Below are 20,839 nucleotides of genomic sequence, written 5' to 3'. Positions count from 1 at the left end.
TAAAAAGTATTAATGATTCAAAGTTACCTTCTAAACATTAAACTCTAAACCTTGAATTCTGAATTATTTTGTAAGTTCTGCCGGATCAATATTGTGTGGATGAAAAGGGAACTTTTTAAAGTCTTCTTTTGACAAAACCACAGTTTCCGGGCTTTTATATTTATTCATGGCTTCCACAACATCATCTGGCGGGGTCGTCATTTTTCTAAGCATCATATCGATCCATACTCCTGTAGCTTCAGAAGTAGCACAGTGTACCCCATCCGGAGTATAAAACTTGTGTACAAAACGGTAGATAGAAGAATCTTCTGAGCATCCGTCTATTTCTACACTTACGATCACCGTTTGATCTGCATAGATTTCTTTAAAGAAAGAATATCTTTCGTGCAGGATCACAGGACCTATTCCCCATCTGCTAAGCTGGGTAACGCCCATTTTTTCTTTGGTCATAAAAGCCATTCTGGCTTGCGCACAATATTGTACATATGACGAATTGGCTAAATGCTTATTAGCATCAAGATCGCTCCATCGCACTTCAAATTTATGGTAGAAAATCATTTGAAAATCGTTTTTGGTATAATTAAAATTATAATCTTCAAAAATACTCAAATAAGATGGTTTATAAAAATTGTACTTTTGAAAAAATAATCTTCAGCATAGGATTACATATACATGAAACAGATCATTATAATCGGAGGCGGTGCTGCAGGCTTTTTCTGCGCATCCAACCTTGACGAAAAGAAATACAATATTACCATTTTAGAACAGAACTCTGATGTTCTACAGAAAGTAAAAATATCAGGAGGAGGGCGCTGCAATGTGACCCACGCCTGTTTTGATCCAAGGGAGCTGGTACAGTTTTATCCCCGTGGAAATAAGGAGTTATTGAGTGTTTTCAGCAAATTCCAACCCGGAGATACCATGGAATGGTTTGATCAGCGGAACGTTCCCCTGAAAATTGAAAATGACAACAGGACCTTTCCTGAAAGCAATTCATCACAGACCATTATCAATACTTTTTTAAATGAAACCCAGAAAAAAAATGTATCAGTAAGGACAAAATCTGTGGTGAAAGAGATTGAAAAGCAGGATGAAAAATACAGGGTAAAAACCAGTTCCGGTGATTTTGAAGCAGATTATATTGTTTACGCTACAGGAAGTTCTCCCAAATCACTGAAAATCATTGAAAATCTGGGCCATAAGATTGTAGATCTTGTTCCTTCACTTTTTACTTTTAATATTAAAGATGATTTGTTAAAAGATCTTCCGGGAACAAGTTTTGAAAATGCAGGGATTTCAATTCCTAAGCTGAAAACAGATGAAAGCGGGCCGCTGCTTATTACTCACTGGGGACTTTCCGGGCCTGCGGTTTTGAAAATTTCTGCATGGGAGGCGATAAGTCTTGCGCAGCTTAAATATAATTTTGAAATAGAGGTTAATTTTATTTCAATAGATCTGGATGAAGCAGAGGAAGTGTTCCATAGTTTTAAACAAAGCAATCCTAAAAAAACCGTCGGACAGTCAAAGATTTTTGATATTACGAACAGATTCTGGCAGAAAGTTTTAGAAATTTCAAAAGTTGACCTCAACAAACAGGTTGCTAATATTTCAGGAAAGGAAATGCAGAAAATCCTTGAAAATCTTTGCAGAAAGAAATTCCAGGTGACCGGAAAATCAACGTTCAAAGATGAGTTTGTAACAGCCGGAGGGGTTGATTTAAAAGAAATTAACTTTAAAAACATGTCTTCGAAACTTCTTCCGAACTTTTATATTGCGGGAGAAGTCTTAAATATAGATGCCGTGACAGGAGGCTTCAACTTTCAGGCGTGCTGGAGTGAAGGCTGGCTGATTGCACAGGATCTCAATAATTTGTAAAAAATAAATAACACATATGAAAAAAATAATATTTCTATTTCTGTCCCTGGGATTTTGCTTATGTTTTTCCCAAGCAAAGGAAACAGTAGTAAATCCTTCTAAAGAAAACAATACCACGGAAGAGCGTAAACAGGCAGAATACCCCGGAGGAATCAATGTATTTATGAGGGAAGTGTCTCAAAAAATAGATATCAAACGAATCAAAGGAGGTCCTGGACAAGTACGGGCCAGCGCAAAGTTCTCCGTCAATACTCAGGGTGTAATAGAAAAAATTTCTATTACAGGAAGCAACGAAAAAGTGAATAAAGAAATTGAAAGAGTAATGAAGTCTATGACAACCAAATGGACGCCCGGAGAATACAAAGGAAGCCCGGCAGAGATTTTTTATACCCTTCCATTCATTGTTAATTTTGAATAATTAAAATGCTATCACTCAAAAGAAATACCGCCATTTTCTTTAAAATCCTTTTAATTTTGGGATTCGGGTATTTCTTTTGGCTGATGGTGAAAATAACGCTGGAATATATTCCTTGTGATCCAGATGCCAGCTTTTTAATGATCAAACAAACGGAAGTTGCAGAAAGGCCGGAATATATTGTGTTTTTCTATACTCATGTTTATACCAGTATTTTTGTACTTCTTTCAGGCTTTCTGGCCATGCTCAGAAAAAATTTCGGATTAAAAAACTTTCACAGGAATATGGGAAAGATCTATATTTTTCTCATTCTCATCTTTGCTGCGCCATCAGGATTTTACATGGGGATATGGGCAAACGGAGGTCTTCTCTCGAAGGTTTCATTTGTCATTCTGGGTATTTTATGGTGGTTTTCAACCTTCAAAGCCTACCAGCTTGCCCGGCAGAAAAAGTTCAAAGAACATAAACAATGGATGTGGCGGAGCTTTGCCTTTACATTATCTGCCATTACCCTCCGAATGTGGAAAGTTATTATTGTATATTTATTTCATCCCAATCCGATGGATGTTTATCAAATCATTGCATGGCTGGGCTGGATTCCCAATATCCTTATTATTGAATATTTAATCAAAAGAAAACTAATATGAAAATTTTAAATTACACTCTTATTTCTTTACTTGCGGTTTCTCTGATAAGCTGTAAAAAAGATGGAAAAAGCAATGAATCCGGAAAAGATTCTCTGACGGCAAAAAAGGATTCTGTTTTCATTCCTGAAGTTCATAAAGAATATTACGGAATTTATACAGGTGAGTTTGCCGGAATGGAAAAGGTAGTTGATAAAATGGATGGTTCAGAGTATGACGTTAACAATTATAAAAAAATCTCATTAAAAATCAATAGAATTACAAAGGACAGCGTATACGGACAAAGCATTGTCAATGGAAACCAGCGTCCGTTCAGAGGGGTTTTTAATGAAGCGACATCTTCTTTTGTACTTGATGAACCGGGAAATGATAAAACCGACGGACGATTTGAAGTAAAACTGAAAGGAGACAGCTTGAGCGGAAAATGGAATGCTTTCAATAAAACATCGGTAAAAGCACCTTCAAAAACCGTGAAACTGATCAAAAAGGAATTTGTTTACAATCCCAACTTTATGCTGGATAAGGATTCCGACATTGTGGACTGGACAAATTCTAAAGATTTTACCGAAAAATATACAGATGAAGAAACCGGAAAAACAGAAAGTTATAAAACGACTAAAAACCGTGTTGCTTCCGAAGCGATATTCAAACTCAATGCATCCAAGCAAAAACTGACCGAGAAAGATCTTAAAAACCTAAGAAAACTGGATCTGGAAATCATCAAAAACTCTGTATTTGCAAGGCATGGCTACTCTTTTAAAAAAGAAACCTACAGAAATTTCTTTGAACAAACAGACTGGTATATTCCGGTTTCAGGCAATGTAGACAATGATCTTTCGCCTATGGAAAAAGAGAACGTGGCTTTACTGAATCGTTTTACCAAATATGCAGAGGATAAATATGACAGTTTTGGCAGATAGAAACAGCTTTTAAGAATTAGAGGCTTCAGTTCTGGCCATTTTTACGAAAATATAGAGGAAAAGACAGACTACTGCATAACAGAGAATATCAATCCACGAAAAAGAGTTCCCGATAACAATATACATCAGACTTCCGCGACGAAAGCCCAGTCTTTCTGCGATGTTGAAATACTGTGCAAATTCTATAAGAAATGAAAAAAGCAAAATTCCCAAGATCAGCTTCTGATCATTTACCTCCACAAAACTCTTCACAAAAGTATAAAGAAGCATGACCACAATGACGTCGCCCAGATAAGCTCTTACAAAGAAAATATCTTTCAGGATGGTAGCGATTGAAACTTCTACAAGAAAAATAAAGAGGGTCAGAAGGAGATATTTAAGGCTAAATTTCAGTTTCATTTCAATGGTATTTTCAGGGCATGAAAAATCGGTATTCAGAAAATACCGATTTTATTTTTTTATTCAGGCAAATATATTACTTCTTTACCTTGACCGTGCAACCGATAGCTACGGTTTTCGTCATTTTCACTGGCTCACCTTTGATCAAGGCATTCACAGCATCCTGAGCATAATATTCCGATACATCATTTGGATTATCATAATTGTTGTCGATAGCTCCAATATATTTGACGATATTTTTTCCTTTTTCTTTCTGCAGTACAAAAACATGCGGAGTTTTCGTTGCTCCATACTGCGGATAGATTTTCTGGCCCTCATCTACTAAATACGGAAAAGTAAAGCCTTTCTGTTTAGCTCTCTCGATCATTTGCTGATACCCATCCTCAGGCTGTACATTAGGATCATTAGGGTTGATAGCGATTACTGGATATCCCTGGTTTTTATATTTTTTATCAAGCTCAACAATACGGTCTTCATATTTCTTCGCATAAGGACAATGGTTACAGGTAAATATAACAATGAACCCTTTTGCACTTTTAAAATCACTTAGAGAAACCATTTTACCGTCAACATTTTTAAGCTTAAAATCAGCCGCTTCATCTCCAACTTCATAACCTTTTGCTGAAGAAACTTTTTCTTTCTGAGATTTATTGTGATCATGGTCAGTGGTTGTAAAACTTAACAACCCTAAGCCAACGGCAAATGCTGTGATTAAAATTTTCAGATTTTTCATATATAGATTATTTATTGTAGATTCTCTGTAATTGTTTTTTCAAGATCTTCCCTGCTCATTTCCCCATCATTGAAATTTATTTTTTCACCATTTTTATAAAACAGCGTCACCGGAATGTTACCATCCCAGTCTTTCTCAAATCTTGGAATCCAGGTATTCATTCTTTTAATATCATCCAGCAGCAGCACTTCAGCACTAAGATTTTTATTTTTCATAAACTTCAGTACTTTTTCTTTATCTGCAAGCCTGTCCAATGAAACAAGAATCATTTTATACTTTGGGCTTCCTGCATATTTATTATTGATTTCCATGAAGTGAGGAAGCTCCTTTACACATGGAGCGCAGGTTGTTGACCAGAAATTCACCACAAGAAGTTTATCTTTTTCCTGCTCAATACGTTTTTCGAGTTCTTCATATTTCATCACAGGCACAAAACTCTGCTGAGCTTTGAAGAAAGTACAAAAAACAAAGACTATTAAAATCTTTAACAAATTCTTCATAATCAAATTTAATAAATTAATATAAATCAACCGCCTGCCAAACAAAATTCTCTTCCTACACTACAGATTATATTTTTCATAAAATTATTATGTATTACCTTTATTATATTTACTATAATTGATTTTTTTTAATACTTTTACTCCCGTTTTTAAACTAGAAACCATGAAAAAATATTACTTACTACTACCTATTCTTTTTTTGGCATCTTGCTCAGACAGCAATGATGACAATGACTCATCCAACAATAATGGGAACAACAATGATAACAGCCCAGTTCTAGTAACGAAAATGATTTCGGACGGAGAAGTATCAACATATACTTACAATGGTTCGAAAATCGCTCAGATAAACAACAGTACCAATGGTGAGGTAACCACTTTTATGTATTCGGGAAACTTAATCACTCAACAGATCACTTCCGGCGCAAATACTAATTATAAAACCACTTATGCTTATGATGGAAACAGCAGATTGAGTAAAAAAATATACACTGAAACTTCTCTTTCATCCGGAGGTACTTCTACTGTAGAAACAAATTATAGCTATATTACCGGTAATAGTGTAAAGATATCCTACGTAGCAAGTTTTTCAGGATCTTCCAGTTCCAGAACCGGGACAAAAAATGCGATATTAAATACGGACGGCTCCCTGAGCAGCTGGACAGAAACGGCAGCTGTACCGGCTAATACCGGTGGATTTCATGCTGCAACAGGTACCATGAAGCCGATTGTGTATGATACTAAGAATGCTCCATTTAAAAATGTAACAGGATTCTTAAAAATTATTGACACTGAGGATGAAAACGGTTCTACCCATAACATTGTAAGTTATAATAGTATACTGAATTACAATAACGGAGCGGGAAGTGCTGAATGGACTATCTTTAAATCCAACTATGAGTATAACGCCAGCGGTTATCCTACAAAGAATTCCAGAACTTATTATAATAAGGCTGAAACCAACGTAACCAATAGCGGATTAAACATTTACGAATATAATCACTTATGATAAAAGAGAGCTTAAAGTTCTCTTTTTTGTTTTTTTAAAGGAGATATATTTTTTCACATTCTATAGAATTAAATGAATGATTTTGTATATTTGGGTGTAACCAAATTAAAATTATCATGAAAAACTTAAACATTCAGAAAAGAAAGCTTGGTAAATCAGAATTAAAAGAAATTAATGGTGGGGCTGCTCCCAGATGCTTACGTGGATTCTGCATGAATCCTGACTCAGGAGAAATGGTACCTGGCCTTGTAGGAAAAGACGGATTCTGCTGCTAACCCAGCATCTTTAAAACTAAAAACTAAATTATAACTACTATGAAAAAAACAAACATTCAAAAAAGAAAATTAACCAAAGCCGAATTAAAAGAAATTAACGGCGGAGGCGGACCAACCTGTTTAATGGCTTGCTTTTGTAATATTGACGGAGAGATGACATTAGGATCATGTACTCCGAAAGGACAATGCTGCTAAAATAACATTTATAACATTCTGAAAGTGATTGGAGAGAAATCTTCAATCACTTTTTTTTAAAGAACTCCTCTGAACAACCAATCTTCCACCAACATAACCAATTAATTTTCAGTATTTTATACTTAAATTAAAAAAATAAACCATATCTTAGAATTACCAAATTAAAATTATCATGAAAAAAACAAACACTCAAAAAAGAAAACTTACAAAAAATGAGCTAAAAGAAATCAGCGGAGGAAGAAGACCTGTCTGCCCAAGAGTAGTAAGCTGCACAGATCCGCAAACCGGAGAAGAGCGGTCCGGAGTTCCTGGTATTCAGGATGGACTATGCTGTTAACGATTGCTCAAATAAAAAAAATGATTGGATTACTTTCCAATCATTTTTTTTATTGCATTAAGCTTCATTAGAGCTTCAATAGGAGTCAGTGTATTGATATCTATTTTTGTCAGTTCTTCACGGATATTTTCCAAAACGGGGTCATCAAGCTGGAAGAAAGAAAGCTGCATATTTTCTTCGGTTACCCTTTTTATGTTTTCTGATGTACTTCCGCCGCCCTGTGTTCTGCTGGCTTCAAGTGTTTTAAGGATTTCATTCGCCCTATTTACTACTTTTGCAGGCATTCCGGCCAGTTTTGCCACATGAATACCGAAGCTATGTTCACTTCCTCCCGGCACAAGTTTTCTAAGAAAAATAATATTTCCTTTATTCTCCTGAATAGACACATGGAAGTTTTTCACCCTTTCAAAGTTGACCGTCATTTCATTCAACTCATGATAATGGGTTGCAAACAACGTTTTAGCCTGTGTAGTATGCTGATGCAGATATTCTGCAATCGCCCAGGCAATAGAAACTCCATCATAAGTAGAAGTTCCACGTCCAATCTCATCAAGTAAAATAAGGCTTCGCTCAGAAATATTATTCAGAATATTCGCCGCTTCATTCATTTCTACCATAAATGTAGATTCACCTGCTGAAATATTATCAGTAGCCCCTACCCTAGTAAAAATTTTATCCAGCATTCCGATCTCAGCATGCTTTGCCGGCACAAAACTACCAATCTGCGCCAAAAGACATACGATAGCCGTCTGACGAAGGATTGCCGACTTACCGGCCATGTTCGGTCCTGTAACCATAATGATCTGCTGAGAATCTTTATCCAGAAAGATGTCATTCGGAATGTATTTCTCTCCCAATGGAAGCGCATTCTCTATAATGGGATGTCTTGCTTCTTTTAAATCAATTGCATAGCCATCATTCAGAATAGGCTTTGTATAGCTTTCTGAAACAGCAAGTTCGGATAATCCGGAGGCAACATCAAGCTGGGCAATGATGTTGGAATTCCCCTGAATCTGATCAATATAAACCATGGTTTCTGCGCACAGATTTCTGTACAGAGAGGTTTCCAGCACACCGATTTTTTCTTCGGCCCCCAGAATCTGACTCTCATATTCCTTCAGTTCTTCGGTGATATATCTTTCAGCATTCACAAGGGTCTGTTTTCTTACCCAGTCATCAGGAACTTTATCTTTATGGGTATTTCTTACTTCAATATAATACCCGAAAACATTATTAAAATCAATTTTAAGGCTAGTAATTCCTGTTCTTTCAATTTCCCTCTGGCACATATCATCCAGGAATCCGCGGCCTTTGCTCTGTAGATTTCTCAATCTGTCCAGTTCTTCAGAGACCCCTTCTTTAATGACATTTCCTTTGGCAATGCTTACCGGAAGCTCTTCATTAAGGTGATTCTGTAAAAATTTAATCAGTTCTTCCAGATCAAATAAAGGTTCAAGCCATGCCAGTACATCTGCATGAGGATGCAATAAAGCTTTGATTTTATGAATATTAATTAAACTCTGGCGCAGATGTCCCAATTCTCTTGGCGAAATTTTCTCGGCTGCCAGTTTTCCCATCAGTCTGTCCAGATCAGATATAGACTTCAGCAGTTGGCAGATCTCATATTTCAGATGGTCGTTCTCGTTTAAGAAATCAATCAGAGAAAGCCTTCTCATAATCTCATCCACAGATTTTAAGGGAAGAATAATTCTTCTCCTCAATAGTCTTCCTCCCATTGGAGTAGACGTTTTGTCTATAATATCCAATAGTGATTTTCCCTGTGGATTACTTGGATAGACAATTTCCAGGTTTCTTAAGGTAAAATTATCCATCATCAGATAATCTTCCTGTGGAATAACCTGAAGTTTTGTAATATGGGCAAGCAGATTGTGGTGGGTATCTTCAACAAGATAGGCAAAAATAGCACCTGCAGCTGTAATCGCTAATGGAATATTTTCTACTCCAAATCCTTTTAAAGATTTAGTTTTGAAATGATTGGTTAGTTTATCGTAGGCAAAATTATATTGAAAAGCCCAGTCTTCAAGTTTAAAAGCATTTTTATTTTTAAACTGTTCCGGGATCTGTGAACTTCTCTGATAAATAATCTCACTTGGATCAAAAGTATTGACAATATGCAATAGTTTTTCCAGATTCCCTTCGCTTACCAAAAATTCTCCTGTAGAGATATCTACTAAGGCTATTCCGTATTTTTCTTTCTCTTTATGTAAGGAAAGAAGAAAATTATTCTTTTTCGAGTTCAGGACCTGGTCATTGAAGGTAACTCCTGGCGTCACCAGCTCGGTTACCCCTCTCTTTACAATTCCCTTTACCATTTTCGGGTCTTCCAGCTGATCACAGATAGCCACTCTCATTCCTGCTCTTACCAGTTTTGGAAGATAAGAATCTATTGAATGGTGCGGAAACCCTGCAAGTTCCACACTTCCTTCTCCATTATTTCTCTTGGTAAGAACAATACCCAGGATTTGGGATGTTTTCACTGCATCCTGCCCAAAAGTTTCATAAAAGTCCCCTACTCTGAAAAGTAAAAGTGCATCCGGGTATTTACCCTTGATGGTATTGTACTGCGTCATTAACGGGGTTTCCTTCTTCGATTTTGCCATAGTAAAAAATGAACCCCAAATTTAAAAAAATAAATTCAGGGTTTTGAGATTTGTTTCTTGGTTAATATTATCCTCTTTTTGGTATCATTAATTAGTTGTATTTTCACCATAAAATCAAATATTAATATGGAATTTCCTGTTTTAGAGACCGAAAGGCTTATTTTACGGCAACTTACCCATAACGACACTGAAGATCTTTTTGAATATTTTTCTCTGAATGAGGTTATGGAATATTATGATCTGGCTCCCTTTCAAAATTTGGAAGATGCCCAACACATCATTAGGCACTTTAATGGTGAATTTGAGAAAGGGAAAGGATTCAGATGGGCACTGGAATTAAAATCTGAAAAGCAAGTTATTGGAACCTGCGGCTACCACAACTGGTACAGGGAGCATTTCCGGGCAGAGATAGGTTATGAACTTAACCCAAAATTCTGGCAGCAGTCCTATATGAAAGAAGCCATTCTTCCTATTCTTACCTTTGGTTTTGAAACAATGAGGTTACACAGGGTAGACGCCTTTATCGATCCTTCCAATATATCTTCTGAAAGGCTGCTGTCGTCTCTCAATTTCAGCAAAGAAGGTACTTTAAAAGACTTCTTTTTTGAAAAAGGAAAATTCGTAGATGCAACCATCTTCGGGTTAATAAATAAATAATCTTAATTTAAGAGCAAAACATAAAGTCAGTTATTTTGTTTTTCAGATTTCAGATGCACCTCCAATGCTTCTGAGCTTTTCTTATATGCCCATTGCTGCTTGTAATTCACCCATTTAGCTTTAAACAGTTTACGCATCAGTTTATCTGTATACCTCATCACGAAAACATGATACAGCATATTGGCAAAAGTCTTCGGTTTATTGGGAAGAGCTCGTAACGAAAGGGAAAATCCGGGTTCCAGATATCTGTTGAAATGCCAGAATGCCCCTGGAATAAAAAGGGCATCCCCATGTTCCATGAAAATCTCATATCCTTTCGCATATTGTAAAGCCGGAAACTTTTCATAATCAGGATTTTCATAGTCCAGATCATAAATTGTATGGACCGATAACGGAACTTTATATAGAAAAGGCGACTGCTTCTGGTCAAACAGTAAAATTCTCTTTTTCCCTTCAAAATGGATATGCATAAAATCACCCAAATCAACATCATAATGCATTAAAACATGAGCCTCACTGCCACCGAAAAACAAAGTAGGCAGTCTTTTAAAAAACTTTATCCCAAGATCCGGATAGGTAAAGTTTTTCAAGAGTTCGGGCAGTTTATCCGTAATAATATAGAAAAAGATACGCAGATCTGAAGGCTTGCTTTTTATAGTATCAATATAATCCTTCATTTTCATACGGGCCACCGGAGCATCAGAACTTTTAGCAGCATCAGCGGGTTTATTATTATACAGCGGTATTTCCTGACCTCCTGCTTTTTCGCGGATATAAGCCAGATTCCATTTGTCAAAAGCAGACCAGCGGCTTGCAAAATTCTTGATTAAAAGAGGTTTTTGCTTTTTGAAATAATTTTTCTGAAAATCTTCTTTACTGATATCATTGACGACATCTACGTTTTCGAGGATCATGTATTTTGTATTTTGGGGAAATAAAAATAGTGTTTTTTTGATACTCGAAAAAATTTTAAAAGAAGAACTTCTCTCAAATAAATGTAACAGTTTTTCGTCAGTCATTACTAAATGAAAAAAAATTATATTTGTGGTATTAAGTGAATTTATGAGAGTCTACAATACCAAGCATTTCCTTAAAATCCTTTTCAGCTTACACAAAAGTGATACCCTAAAAATTCTTTTTCCAAGCATGATCCTTGTAGGATTATATTCCTGGGGAATTCAATATCTGGAGGTGGAATATTTTCATCTTACTTCAAAGTCAGGGATCAGCAATGTAGGAATGATTCATTCTTTACTGGGCTTTGTACTTTCTCTTCTGTTGGTTTTCAGAACAAATACTGCTTATGACAGATGGTGGGAGGGAAGAAAGCTTTGGGGAAAACTGGTGAATGATACCCGAAATTTTTCTATAAAAATCAATACTATTCTTGCAGACAATCGTCAGGATGCAGAACAGATTGCAAGATATTTAAAATTCTTTCCACACTTTTTAGCCAAACATCTTTCCAAAGAATCTACGAGACTTGCTTTGGATGAAGATTATTCTGAGATTGAAAAGTCATTGAAAAATCATGGCCCAAGTGAAATAATTATCCTTTTAACCCATAAGCTGAATCAGCTGAAAAAAGAAGGAAAGATTTCAGAAATTGAAATGCTGTATCTGGACACCCAGCTTTCCGGGTTCCTGGATGTATGTGGGGGTTGTGAGAGAATCAAAAATACTCCGATTCCCTATTCTTATTCGTCTTTTATTAAAAAGTTTATTATCCTGTATGTTTTTGCTTTGCCCATAGCCTACGTGATTAACATTGGACTTTTCATGATCCCCCTTACCGTTTTTGTATATTATGTTCTGATGAGCCTTGAGCTTATTGCCGAAGAGATTGAAGATCCGTTCAACAATGATGAAAATGACATCCCTATGGAAGTGCTGGCCCAGAATATTGAAAAAAACGTACATCAGATTATGAACAGAAAATAAGAAATCAAGCTTTTAAAGCTTGATTTCTTTTAATTCGCCGTCCTGTTTTATTTCTACAAATTTACTTTCTCTGTTGGCCGCAGAGTACCCGTAGAAAAATGTATTATATATAGGTGTGGAATACATATATCCACCCATTCCGTTATAAGTATCTGTAGTTCCTGTCTGTTTCTGATAGCTTGCCGATGCTGTGAAATTGATAATAGTCTCAAGATAATACTTTCCCGGTTTCAGTTTTTCGAATTTAAATCTTCCATGGTCATCTGTTAAGGCTTCCACTCTATATTTAAAAGCATCTTCAGACATATACACTGTAGTTTTTTTGTTTTCATATTTTCTTCTCATATCATAAAACTCCTCAAAATAAGGAGTCACCGGAAAAAGCATAACTACAGTTCCCTGTTTCGCGTAATGTTTTTCTCCGAGAAGAGGCTTAATTCCCAGAGATGTTTTTTGTTTGGTAGAAGCAACTCCTTCAATGGTTGAATTTCCAAAACCAAGCATGTCTCTGGCCAGTTTTTTATCAAAAAAAGCTTGAGGATAATAGGTGTTTTGAGCTTTTGAGTGCATAAAAGCAATCATAAGAATAAATAAAATGAATAATTTTTTCATAGTATATTTTGGAATCAAATATAAGTATTTTACTATTTTTGAAATAAAAACAGCCATGAAGTATATTTTTATATTATTTTTTTCTGCCTCTACCCTTATTTTTGCACAGAAACCTTGTGGATATAAAGACGGGCTTCAGGAAGGAAACTGCAAGGAGTTCTATGAAAACGGACAGGTGAAAAATAGTGTTGAATGGAGAAAAGGAAAGCTTGATGGCAATGCTGTTTTTTACCATGATAATGGAAAAATACAGTCAAAAGGAGAATACAAAAAAGGATTTAAGGTTCAAAAATGGGCTTATTATGATAAAAACGGAGTACTGACCTCTGAAGAAGTTTTCAGAAATGGCGAAAAAAATATTTATGACAACAGCCTTACTGCCACTTTTTACTCTCCTTCCGGTAAGGTTACTGAAATTTCCAATTATAAATTCAATAAATTGCAGGGGGAAAGCAGAACCTTCCATGAAGACGGAAAATCTGTGAAAGAAATTGGCCAGTATGACAACGGCCTTGCCACCGGAAAATGGAAAGTGCTTTATCCATCAGGAAAGATACAGCGTGAAACAGAATTTGCCAATGACAAAAGGAATGGCAACAGAGTTCATTACCGTGAAGACGGAAGCATTGAAAAAACAGAGGTCTATAAAGACGGAAAATTAATCTCAACAAAATAATACAATTGGTACAGAAACTAAAACTGGAGGAACTGAACAGAATAGATGTAGAAGCATTTAAGAAAGTTGAAAAAATTCCATTAGTCATCATTTTAGATAATATTAGAAGTATGCACAATGTAGGTGCAGCTTTCAGGACGGCAGATGCTTTTCTGATTGAAAAAATAATTCTCTGCGGAATTACGCCACAGCCCCCGCACCGCGAGATCCATAAAGCGGCATTAGGAGCTACGGAAAGCGTAGACTGGATTCATGAGGATGAAACCAACACCGCTATTGCCGATCTGAAAAGCAAAGGATACGAAATTATAGGAATTGAACAGACTACGGACAGCAAGCTTATTACTGATTTTACCATTGATCAATCCCAAAAATATGCTTTGATTTTAGGAAATGAAGTAGAAGGAATCAGTGATGAAGTATTACCTAATATTGATGTGTTTCTGGAAATTCCACAACTTGGAACTAAGCACTCTCTTAATGTAAGTGTATGTGCCGGAATTGTGATGTGGGAATTCTCAAAAGCCCTAAAATAAAAAAACTGCATATGTCGTTAGTAGACAGTGCAGTTTGAAATAAATCTAATAAAAAGTAAAAATGAAAGGCGACAAAGGTACTTTAATTTTCTTTACAAACAAATTTTGACGGCATTTTTTTTGCTTCATCTTAAAAAAAGTCGTGTTTTCAGAAAAAGTTTCATTTAATTTTTTATAAATTAGCACAATGTTTATCAAGGACTATATCTCAAAAGACTTCCCGTGTTTTAGTATGTCTGATTCAATAGAATCAGCCAGAAATATGCTGGAGGATTTCGGATATTCCCATATTTTCATCAAAAAATCCCAGCATTTTTACGGGGCTCTTGCGAAGGACTTTCTTTACGAAAAAGAAGAAGGGACTCTAAAGGAATTTGAGCATCAGATTGAGCGGTTTGCTATTTTGGAAGACAATAATATTATGGACAGTATCCGTCTGTTTCATACGTTCAGTTCCAATGTGATCCCGGTCATCAACAAAAATGAGAAATACCTGGGATATATTACCTGTGAAGATATTTTTCAGGACCTCTCCCGTTATCCGCTATTTTCGGAATCAGGAGCTATTCTTACCATAGAAACTCCTGCAAGGAAATATTCAATGACAGAGATTGCCAATATTGTGGAGAGTAACAACTCGAAATTTTATGGTGGATTCATAAGTTTCATGTCTGATGAAGTGGTTCATGTCACCATCAAAATCAGCAATGAAAACCTGGCTTCGATAGACTCTACATTTGACCGGTATGATTACAGGGTTGTTGAAAAATACTATTCTGATGAGAAATCCGATCTTTTTAAAGACCGCTTTGGTTTTTTCCAAAAATTCATAGAAATATAACATGAAGGCAGCCATATATTCTCAGAAAAAAGATCTTGATACTTTTTTATATTTAAGCAAGTTTATCTCTGAACTTGAAAGCAGAGGGGTAAAATCTGTTCTGTATGATGAAATGGCTGAAGCACTTCAGTTTTCAAAAATATTCGATACCTTCAACTGTAAACAGGATCTTCTGGATAAAGAAGTCGATCTGTTTTTCACTTTCGGTGGAGATGGAACGATTGTAAATTCTTTGACCTTCATTGAAGATCTTGAAATTCCCGTTGTGGGAGTTAATACAGGAAGACTTGGTTTTTTGGCTTTTTTCACTAAAGAAGAAGCTTTCAGAGAACTTGACTCTATTTTAAAGGGAGATATAAAAACAAGCCGACGTTCGGTAATTGAAGTTGTTTCTCCTAAACTAGAAGGATCATTCCCCTATGCATTAAATGATGTTACTGTTTCCAGAAAAGAAACGACCTCAATGATTACAGTAGACTCTTATATTAATGATGAGTTTCTGAATGTATTCTGGGGAGACGGAGTGATTATTTCAACTCCCACAGGTTCTACTGCTTACTCACTGAGCTGCGGCGGGCCAATCATTTCTCCAAACAACGAAAATTTCGTCATTACTCCTATTGCCCCTCACAATCTTAATGTGAGACCATTAGTAGTAAATGACAAAGTAGAAATAAAATTCAGGGTGGAAAGCCGTGTACCTCAATATTCTCTTTCTTTAGATTCCCGATTGATTCACATAGAAACGGATAAAGAAATCATCATTAAAAAGGCAAAATTCCAGCTTCTTCTGGTACAGCCAAACAGTTTGAGCTTCTATGAAACCATCCGCCAGAAGCTTCTTTGGGGAAGAGACAAAAGAAATTAACAATTTCTTAAAAATGATTACCTTTACACGAAATTAAAACACCTAATAAAATTTATAATAAAAAGTAAAACATGAGCAGAATTTTTCCGGCAGGAGTTGCCACAGGTCAGTTAGTTACTGATATCTTTCAGCATGCTAAAGAAAATAAATTTGCATTACCCGCAGTAAACGTAATTGGATCAAGCAACGTAAACGCTGTGATGGAAACTGCAGCGAAATTGAACTCTCCTGTAATTGTACAGTTTTCAAATGGTGGAGCAGCTTTCAATGCAGGGAAAGGACTAAGCAATGACGGACAGAAGTCTGCTATCTTAGGAGCTATCGCAGGAGCAAAACATATTCACACCCTAGCGGAAGCTTATGGAGCAACTGTAATTTTACACACAGACCACTGTGCAAAGAAATTACTTCCTTGGATTGACGGATTAATGGATGCTAACGAAGAATTCTTCAAGCAGACAGGAAAATCTCTTTACTCTTCTCACATGTTAGACCTTTCTGAAGAGTCTTTAGAAGAAAACATTGAAGTTTCTTCCAGATATTTCGAAAGAATGGCTAAACTTCAGATGACTCTTGAGGTAGAAATCGGGGTAACCGGAGGTGAGGAAGATGGTGTTGACAACTCAGATGTTGATAACTCAAAATTATATACTCAGCCTGAAGATGTAGCTTATACTTATGAAAAATTAAGAGCGATCTCTGATAACTTTACAATCGCTGCCGCTTTTGGTAACGTACACGGAGTTTACAAGCCAGGAAACGTAGTTCTTACTCCAAAAATCCTTGACAATTCTCAGAAATATGTTCAGGAAAAATTCGGAACAGCTGCTAAGCCTGTTAACTTTGTATTCCACGGAGGTTCAGGATCTACTTTAGAAGAGATCAGAGAGGCAATTGACTATGGAGTGATCAAAATGAACATCGATACAGACCTTCAGTTTGCATACACAGAAGGTGTTAGAGACTATATGGTAAACAATATTGATTATTTAAGAGCTCAAATCGGGAATCCTGAAGGAGAAGAAAAACCTAACAAAAAATTCTATGACCCAAGAGTATGGGTAAGAAAAGGTGAGGAAACATTCTCTACAAGGTTGGTGAAAGCATTTGAAGATTTAAATAACGTAAATACTTTAAAATAAAATTTGTATAAAGTAAAATGTATAAAGTACAAAGTATTTTCCAAATCTCTGTTTTTATACATTTTACACTATACACAGTACATTAATACTTATTAAAAATGGCATTCGACTGGTTTAAAAGAAAAGCAAAAAACATAACCACCTCTACTGATGAAAAAAAGGACGTTCCTAAAGGCCTTTGGCATCAGACTCCATCCGGAAAAGTTGTGGAACATGATGAACTAAAGAGAAATAACTATGTTTCTCCTGAAGATGGATTTCATGTAAGAATAGGAAGTGCAGAATTTTTTGACATCCTTTTTGACGGCGGTAAATTCACCGAACTGGATGCCAATGTGGAAAGTATTGATATCTTAAATTTCAAAGATACAAAACCTTACAAAGACCGTTTAAAAGAAGTAAGAGCGAAAACAAAACTTACAGATTCTATCAGAAATGCTGTAGGAACCGTAAAGGGAACTGAAATGGTAGTTTCTTGTATGGATTTTGCTTTTATCGGTGGATCTTTAGGTTCTGTAATGGGCGAAAAGATCAGAAGAGCTATAGACTACTGTATTACACACAAACTTCCTTATATGATTATCTGTCAGTCTGGAGGGGCAAGAATGCAGGAAGCTACTTATTCTCTGATGCAGCTGGCTAAAGTGCAGGCTAAGCTTGCTCAGCTTTCAGAAGCTGGGCTTTTATATATCGCTTACCTTTGTGATCCTACTTTTGGAGGAATCACAGCCTCTTTTGCAATGACAGCTGATATCATTATGGCTGAGCCGGGAGCTCTTATCGGTTTCGCGGGACCAAGAGTAATCCGCGAGACAATTGGTAGAGACTTACCGGAAGGATTCCAGACATCGGAATTCTTACAGGAGAAAGGATTTGTAGATTTCATCGTAAAAAGAACTGAAATTCAGGATACTGTTGCCAAAACGGTTAATTTATTAGCTGTAAAAGCATAGTATCTGTAACAAAAACAATACAATCTCTCTCTAATTGGGGAGAGATTTTTTATTTATGAGGACTTTTAAGATATTTTTCAACACCATCAGGAGTATGAGCTTTAAAAAGATAATCCGTCTTTTGTCGCTTGTTCTTCCCCATCCTCTTTTTGCTATATTAAGCTTTCATGCTACTATAAAGGCCTTCACTATAGCACAGGCAAAATTCCCAAAGACAGCCTCTACCAATGGTATAGGAAACGCTTTCCGACATGCCCTTTGGTGCTGTTTTATCATCATGTACTGCTCTAAGATCTCTTCACCCAAGAAAGCCCTTGATTTCTGTAAGAGAATGACTGACATGCATGAGGAGCTGTTTCCCAACAAACCGCTGGAAACCAAAATGGACCTCCACAACAACAAATTCGGAATGGATTATTTCATGGAGCTTCTTCCGGGAATACACCGTCAGTTTTTTGAAAAAAGCTTCTTTATAGACGGATTGATCAAAAAAATGGATGATGCAAAAGTTCTGAAAAACCTGGATGATGACTTTGAAGGGTACCTAGTTTACCTGGAAGAGTAACTTTATCTTTCTAACGTTAAAAAATACACAGAGCGAAAATAAAACCTACTGTTTATTTTTCATTCACAAGGTCATACCATTCAGCAATGTGTTTAAGCATAACCCCTTCTAAGTGCCAGCACCTTTTCGAATGCTGCATTATATAAACCTGAAAACCGGCAGACTTCAATTACTTCTCTCAATAAACTGTAGAATAACAAAAGACATTAGTTATTTTTGTGGTTTAAAGTATTTTTGATAAGTTTAAACAATTAATTAAATCAGATGGTGCTCAGCAGAATTTGGTCGGCTTTTATTATCATTGCCATTACCATTGCCAGTATAAAATATATTTCATCAGACAACTACAAAACCATTTTTAACGATATGGTAGTGGGAAAAGGCGGTGATACGGTGAAGATTACATCACAACCTATAGCAGTACTTTCTCCTGTGGTGAAAGATAATCTGATGAAAAAAAACGATTTTGCAGACAGCAGAATTCATTATAAAACAGATTCTTTAAAAACAAAGGTACAGGTTTACCGTGTTCAGGAAACTGATGGGGTTATTGGAACCTCAGAAACGGCAGTAAAAATCTGCCTTGGACTTATTGGAATCATGACCTTGTTTATGGGCTTTATGAGTATTGCAGAAAAAGCAGGAGGTATTAATCTGTTAAGCCGCCTGATCCAGCCATTTTTCTCCAAATTATTTCCGGAAATCCCAAAAAACCATCCTGCATTCGGGCATATGCTGATGAATTTCAGTGCGAACCTCCTTGGTTTGGATAATGCAGCTACTCCTTTTGGCTTAAAAGCTATGGAAAGTCTCCAGACTTTAAACCCCAATAAAGATACTGCCAGCAATTCACAGATTATGTTCCTCTGCCTTCATGCCGGAGGACTGACCCTTATACCCGTTTCTATCATTGCTATCAGAGCTTCTGCAGGCTCAAAAAACCCTACCGATATATTCCTCTACTGCATGATCGCCACGTTTGCCGCTACTTTAGCGGCGATGATCATTGTTTCTTTATATCAGAAAATTAATTTATTAAAGCCTGCCGTTCTTATTTACATAGGCGGAGTTTCAATAATTATCGGCCTTCTTGTGTGGTATCTTACAGGACTTAGTAAAAGTGAGCTGGATATTTTCAGCCAGGTTTTAAGTAATGGGCTGATTCTTTTTATTTTCCTGGCGATCGTGCTTGGAGCTCTTTATAAAAAAATCAACGTTTTTGACGCTTTTATTGAAGGGGCAAAAGAAGGTTTCACCACCTGTGTAAAGATCATCCCTTATCTCGTGGGAATGCTTATTGCTATTTCATTATTAAGAACTTCCGGTGTTTTTGATGTGGTTATTGACGGAATGAAATGGGTTGCCAATATTGCAAACCTTGACCCTCGATTTGTTGACGGACTTCCAACAGCCTTAATCAAACCTTTATCCGGTTCAGGAGCCAGAGGAATGATGGTGGATACGATGTCTACATTTGGCCCGGACAGCTTCCAGGGTAAATTGGCAGCGGTTCTTCAGGGCAGCTCAGATACGACATTCTACGTGATTGCCGTTTACTTTGGGGCCGTTGCTGTGAAGAACACCAGATATACTGTAGTTGCTATGCTTCTGGCCGATCTAGTGGGGGTTATTACTTCAATAGCACTTGCTTATTTATTTTTTGCTTAACTAAGTCCTGGTTGAGCAAATGCTGTTAACTTTATACATTCAACTCAAAACCCTAAATCTATTATGATTACAGATAAAGAATTTACCCTAAGACTCATCCGCCAGCTGACTCAGGCATTGGAAAAATTGATTCTTGACAAACCTGAAGAAAGTTTAATGCAAAAGGAGTTAGATTTTGATACTCTGATGAGAGATATTTTCAAGATGAGCTTCACCGATATTTCTTCTAAAACCAAAGAAGAAATAATTGAAATTGTGAACGAAAGACAGGACAGAGACCACAAAGATTATTATGAAATGCTTGGGAACCTTTTCTATTTTAAGAGCAGAGAAAGTCAGAATAAAGATTTTCAGGATAAAGCCAAGACATTTTATGAGCTTTATCTTCAGACCAGCGGAATCTTTGCCCTTCCGATTATTAACAGAATTAATGAATTGAAAAAAGCACTTGAATAAA

The 20,839-nt window shown here is 36.3% G+C and carries 26 protein-coding genes; 19 read left to right on the top strand and 7 right to left on the bottom strand.

Translation table 11 applies throughout. The features are described 5' to 3' along the window. Positions 1 to 63: 63 nt before the first annotated feature. Positions 64 to 558 (bottom strand): acyl-CoA thioesterase, encoded by a 495-nt coding sequence (locus LF887_RS24100; protein ID WP_236856774.1) that lies wholly within the window; start codon positions 556 to 558, stop codon positions 64 to 66. Between the two features lie 114 nt (positions 559 to 672). Between LF887_RS24100 and LF887_RS24095 the strand changes: the two genes are divergently transcribed. The 4 genes from LF887_RS24095 to LF887_RS24080 are packed head-to-tail and all read left to right on the top strand — an operon-like array spanning position 673 to position 3,854. Then, positions 673 to 1,875 (top strand): NAD(P)/FAD-dependent oxidoreductase, encoded by a 1,203-nt coding sequence (locus LF887_RS24095; RefSeq protein WP_236856773.1) that lies wholly within the window; start codon positions 673 to 675, stop codon positions 1,873 to 1,875. Positions 1,876 to 1,891: 16 nt separating this feature from the next. Next, positions 1,892 to 2,293 carry a hypothetical protein gene (locus tag LF887_RS24090; RefSeq protein ID WP_236856772.1) on the top strand — a complete coding sequence of 134 codons (402 nt, stop codon included), beginning with the start codon at positions 1,892 to 1,894 and terminating at the stop codon, positions 2,291 to 2,293. 5 nt (positions 2,294 to 2,298) lie between these two features. Further along, complete coding sequence (locus LF887_RS24085) at positions 2,299 to 2,937, top strand: DUF2306 domain-containing protein (RefSeq protein ID WP_236856771.1); 639 nt, start codon at positions 2,299 to 2,301, stop codon at positions 2,935 to 2,937. Further along, on the top strand, positions 2,934 to 3,854 hold the full coding sequence (locus LF887_RS24080) for a YARHG domain-containing protein (RefSeq protein WP_236856770.1): 921 nt from the start codon (positions 2,934 to 2,936) through the stop codon (positions 3,852 to 3,854). The genes LF887_RS24085 and LF887_RS24080 overlap by 4 nt, the downstream gene beginning before the upstream one ends. 9 nt (positions 3,855 to 3,863) lie before the next feature. Here LF887_RS24080 and LF887_RS24075 read toward each other — a convergent pair whose 3' ends face one another. From LF887_RS24075 to LF887_RS24065, 3 genes are all read right to left on the bottom strand, one after another. Then, the gene (locus tag LF887_RS24075; RefSeq protein ID WP_236856769.1) at positions 3,864 to 4,253 is read right to left on the bottom strand and encodes a DUF2809 domain-containing protein; all 390 of its coding nucleotides are present in this window, start codon (positions 4,251 to 4,253) and stop codon (positions 3,864 to 3,866) included. A gap of 76 nt (positions 4,254 to 4,329) precedes the next feature. Further along, positions 4,330 to 4,986: a thioredoxin family protein gene (locus LF887_RS24070; RefSeq protein WP_236856768.1), complete on the bottom strand. Its 657-nt coding sequence runs from the start codon at positions 4,984 to 4,986 to the stop codon at positions 4,330 to 4,332. 11 nt (positions 4,987 to 4,997) lie between these two features. Continuing rightward, positions 4,998 to 5,486 carry a TlpA family protein disulfide reductase gene (locus LF887_RS24065; RefSeq protein ID WP_236856767.1) on the bottom strand — a complete coding sequence of 163 codons (489 nt, stop codon included), beginning with the start codon at positions 5,484 to 5,486 and terminating at the stop codon, positions 4,998 to 5,000. A 163-nt stretch (positions 5,487 to 5,649) separates the two neighbouring features. Here LF887_RS24065 and LF887_RS24060 point away from each other — a divergent pair, with 163 nt between their 5' ends. The 4 genes from LF887_RS24060 to LF887_RS24045 all read left to right on the top strand — a co-directional run bounded on the left by LF887_RS24060 (position 5,650) and on the right by LF887_RS24045 (position 7,302). After that, complete coding sequence (locus LF887_RS24060) at positions 5,650 to 6,495, top strand: hypothetical protein (protein ID WP_236856766.1); 846 nt, start codon at positions 5,650 to 5,652, stop codon at positions 6,493 to 6,495. A gap of 116 nt (positions 6,496 to 6,611) precedes the next feature. Then, positions 6,612 to 6,770, top strand: coding sequence for a hypothetical protein (locus LF887_RS24055; protein ID WP_236856765.1), 159 nt, complete (start codon positions 6,612 to 6,614; stop codon positions 6,768 to 6,770). A 39-nt stretch (positions 6,771 to 6,809) separates the two neighbouring features. After that, a complete protein-coding gene (locus LF887_RS24050; RefSeq protein WP_236856764.1) occupies positions 6,810 to 6,965 on the top strand; it encodes a class IIb bacteriocin, lactobin A/cerein 7B family in 156 nt (51 codons plus the stop codon). Positions 6,966 to 7,137: 172 nt separating this feature from the next. After that, positions 7,138 to 7,302: a bacteriocin gene (locus tag LF887_RS24045; protein ID WP_236856763.1), complete on the top strand. Its 165-nt coding sequence runs from the start codon at positions 7,138 to 7,140 to the stop codon at positions 7,300 to 7,302. A 29-nt stretch (positions 7,303 to 7,331) separates the two neighbouring features. Here the strand turns inward: LF887_RS24045 and mutS are convergent, their stop codons facing one another. After that, positions 7,332 to 9,923, bottom strand: coding sequence for a DNA mismatch repair protein MutS (gene mutS / locus LF887_RS24040; protein WP_236856762.1), 2,592 nt, complete (start codon positions 9,921 to 9,923; stop codon positions 7,332 to 7,334). A 126-nt stretch (positions 9,924 to 10,049) separates the two neighbouring features. Here mutS and LF887_RS24035 point away from each other — a divergent pair, with 126 nt between their 5' ends. Next, positions 10,050 to 10,580 carry a GNAT family N-acetyltransferase gene (locus LF887_RS24035; RefSeq protein ID WP_236856761.1) on the top strand — a complete coding sequence of 177 codons (531 nt, stop codon included), beginning with the start codon at positions 10,050 to 10,052 and terminating at the stop codon, positions 10,578 to 10,580. A gap of 26 nt (positions 10,581 to 10,606) precedes the next feature. Here LF887_RS24035 and LF887_RS24030 read toward each other — a convergent pair whose 3' ends face one another. Further along, positions 10,607 to 11,494: a cupin-like domain-containing protein gene (locus LF887_RS24030; protein WP_236856760.1), complete on the bottom strand. Its 888-nt coding sequence runs from the start codon at positions 11,492 to 11,494 to the stop codon at positions 10,607 to 10,609. A gap of 130 nt (positions 11,495 to 11,624) precedes the next feature. Here LF887_RS24030 and LF887_RS24025 point away from each other — a divergent pair, with 130 nt between their 5' ends. Continuing rightward, on the top strand, positions 11,625 to 12,521 hold the full coding sequence (locus LF887_RS24025) for a bestrophin family protein (protein ID WP_236856759.1): 897 nt from the start codon (positions 11,625 to 11,627) through the stop codon (positions 12,519 to 12,521). 12 nt (positions 12,522 to 12,533) lie between these two features. Here the strand turns inward: LF887_RS24025 and LF887_RS24020 are convergent, their stop codons facing one another. Continuing rightward, entirely contained in the window at positions 12,534 to 13,133 is a 600-nt protein-coding gene (locus LF887_RS24020; protein WP_236856758.1) for a hypothetical protein, read from the bottom strand. 55 nt (positions 13,134 to 13,188) lie between these two features. Here LF887_RS24020 and LF887_RS24015 point away from each other — a divergent pair, with 55 nt between their 5' ends. The 9 genes from LF887_RS24015 (at position 13,189) to LF887_RS23975 (ending at position 20,838) form a co-directional block, all read left to right on the top strand. Further along, a complete protein-coding gene (locus LF887_RS24015; protein ID WP_236856757.1) occupies positions 13,189 to 13,809 on the top strand; it encodes a toxin-antitoxin system YwqK family antitoxin in 621 nt (206 codons plus the stop codon). Positions 13,810 to 13,814: 5 nt separating this feature from the next. Then, positions 13,815 to 14,345: an RNA methyltransferase gene (locus LF887_RS24010; RefSeq protein WP_236856756.1), complete on the top strand. Its 531-nt coding sequence runs from the start codon at positions 13,815 to 13,817 to the stop codon at positions 14,343 to 14,345. Between the two features lie 187 nt (positions 14,346 to 14,532). After that, on the top strand, positions 14,533 to 15,186 hold the full coding sequence (locus LF887_RS24005; protein WP_236856755.1) for a CBS domain-containing protein: 654 nt from the start codon (positions 14,533 to 14,535) through the stop codon (positions 15,184 to 15,186). Between the two features lies 1 nt (position 15,187). Continuing rightward, positions 15,188 to 16,054, top strand: a complete 867-nt coding sequence (locus tag LF887_RS24000) for an NAD kinase (RefSeq protein ID WP_236856754.1) — start codon at positions 15,188 to 15,190, stop codon at positions 16,052 to 16,054. 71 nt (positions 16,055 to 16,125) lie between these two features. Beyond that, positions 16,126 to 17,196 (top strand): class II fructose-bisphosphate aldolase, encoded by a 1,071-nt coding sequence (fbaA, locus tag LF887_RS23995; protein ID WP_236856753.1) that lies wholly within the window; start codon positions 16,126 to 16,128, stop codon positions 17,194 to 17,196. Positions 17,197 to 17,294: 98 nt separating this feature from the next. Further along, positions 17,295 to 18,149: an acetyl-CoA carboxylase, carboxyltransferase subunit beta gene (gene accD / locus LF887_RS23990; RefSeq protein WP_236856752.1), complete on the top strand. Its 855-nt coding sequence runs from the start codon at positions 17,295 to 17,297 to the stop codon at positions 18,147 to 18,149. Between the two features lie 55 nt (positions 18,150 to 18,204). Beyond that, positions 18,205 to 18,714 (top strand): DUF6973 domain-containing protein, encoded by a 510-nt coding sequence (locus LF887_RS23985; protein ID WP_236856751.1) that lies wholly within the window; start codon positions 18,205 to 18,207, stop codon positions 18,712 to 18,714. Between the two features lie 264 nt (positions 18,715 to 18,978). Then, positions 18,979 to 20,382 (top strand): spore maturation protein, encoded by a 1,404-nt coding sequence (locus LF887_RS23980; protein WP_236856750.1) that lies wholly within the window; start codon positions 18,979 to 18,981, stop codon positions 20,380 to 20,382. Between the two features lie 63 nt (positions 20,383 to 20,445). After that, positions 20,446 to 20,838, top strand: a complete 393-nt coding sequence (locus LF887_RS23975; RefSeq protein ID WP_236856749.1) for a hypothetical protein — start codon at positions 20,446 to 20,448, stop codon at positions 20,836 to 20,838. The last annotated feature ends 1 nt before the right edge of the window (position 20,839 follow it).

The organism is Chryseobacterium sp. MEBOG06 (genome assembly GCF_021869765.1).
Taxonomy (GTDB): domain Bacteria; phylum Bacteroidota; class Bacteroidia; order Flavobacteriales; family Weeksellaceae; genus Chryseobacterium.
The sequence above is the reverse complement of the archived record's forward strand: the minus strand, read 5'-3'. Positions and strand labels throughout refer to the sequence as shown.

Coding starts and splice junctions, on each gene's coding strand:
- LF887_RS24100 (WP_236856774.1), bottom strand. CDS start 558: ATGATTTTCTACCATAAATTTGAAGTGCGATGGAGCGATCTTGATGCT.
- LF887_RS24095 (WP_236856773.1), top strand. CDS start 673: ATGAAACAGATCATTATAATCGGAGGCGGTGCTGCAGGCTTTTTCTGC.
- LF887_RS24090 (WP_236856772.1), top strand. CDS start 1,892: ATGAAAAAAATAATATTTCTATTTCTGTCCCTGGGATTTTGCTTATGT.
- LF887_RS24085 (WP_236856771.1), top strand. CDS start 2,299: ATGCTATCACTCAAAAGAAATACCGCCATTTTCTTTAAAATCCTTTTA.
- LF887_RS24080 (WP_236856770.1), top strand. CDS start 2,934: ATGAAAATTTTAAATTACACTCTTATTTCTTTACTTGCGGTTTCTCTG.
- LF887_RS24075 (WP_236856769.1), bottom strand. CDS start 4,253: ATGAAACTGAAATTTAGCCTTAAATATCTCCTTCTGACCCTCTTTATT.
- LF887_RS24070 (WP_236856768.1), bottom strand. CDS start 4,986: ATGAAAAATCTGAAAATTTTAATCACAGCATTTGCCGTTGGCTTAGGG.
- LF887_RS24065 (WP_236856767.1), bottom strand. CDS start 5,486: ATGAAGAATTTGTTAAAGATTTTAATAGTCTTTGTTTTTTGTACTTTC.
- LF887_RS24060 (WP_236856766.1), top strand. CDS start 5,650: ATGAAAAAATATTACTTACTACTACCTATTCTTTTTTTGGCATCTTGC.
- LF887_RS24055 (WP_236856765.1), top strand. CDS start 6,612: ATGAAAAACTTAAACATTCAGAAAAGAAAGCTTGGTAAATCAGAATTA.
- LF887_RS24050 (WP_236856764.1), top strand. CDS start 6,810: ATGAAAAAAACAAACATTCAAAAAAGAAAATTAACCAAAGCCGAATTA.
- LF887_RS24045 (WP_236856763.1), top strand. CDS start 7,138: ATGAAAAAAACAAACACTCAAAAAAGAAAACTTACAAAAAATGAGCTA.
- mutS (WP_236856762.1), bottom strand. CDS start 9,923: ATGGCAAAATCGAAGAAGGAAACCCCGTTAATGACGCAGTACAATACC.
- LF887_RS24035 (WP_236856761.1), top strand. CDS start 10,050: ATGGAATTTCCTGTTTTAGAGACCGAAAGGCTTATTTTACGGCAACTT.
- LF887_RS24030 (WP_236856760.1), bottom strand. CDS start 11,494: ATGATCCTCGAAAACGTAGATGTCGTCAATGATATCAGTAAAGAAGAT.
- LF887_RS24020 (WP_236856758.1), bottom strand. CDS start 13,133: ATGAAAAAATTATTCATTTTATTTATTCTTATGATTGCTTTTATGCAC.
- LF887_RS24015 (WP_236856757.1), top strand. CDS start 13,189: ATGAAGTATATTTTTATATTATTTTTTTCTGCCTCTACCCTTATTTTT.
- LF887_RS24005 (WP_236856755.1), top strand. CDS start 14,533: ATGTTTATCAAGGACTATATCTCAAAAGACTTCCCGTGTTTTAGTATG.
- LF887_RS24000 (WP_236856754.1), top strand. CDS start 15,188: ATGAAGGCAGCCATATATTCTCAGAAAAAAGATCTTGATACTTTTTTA.
- fbaA (WP_236856753.1), top strand. CDS start 16,126: ATGAGCAGAATTTTTCCGGCAGGAGTTGCCACAGGTCAGTTAGTTACT.
- accD (WP_236856752.1), top strand. CDS start 17,295: ATGGCATTCGACTGGTTTAAAAGAAAAGCAAAAAACATAACCACCTCT.
- LF887_RS23985 (WP_236856751.1), top strand. CDS start 18,205: ATGAGGACTTTTAAGATATTTTTCAACACCATCAGGAGTATGAGCTTT.
- LF887_RS23980 (WP_236856750.1), top strand. CDS start 18,979: ATGGTGCTCAGCAGAATTTGGTCGGCTTTTATTATCATTGCCATTACC.
- LF887_RS23975 (WP_236856749.1), top strand. CDS start 20,446: ATGATTACAGATAAAGAATTTACCCTAAGACTCATCCGCCAGCTGACT.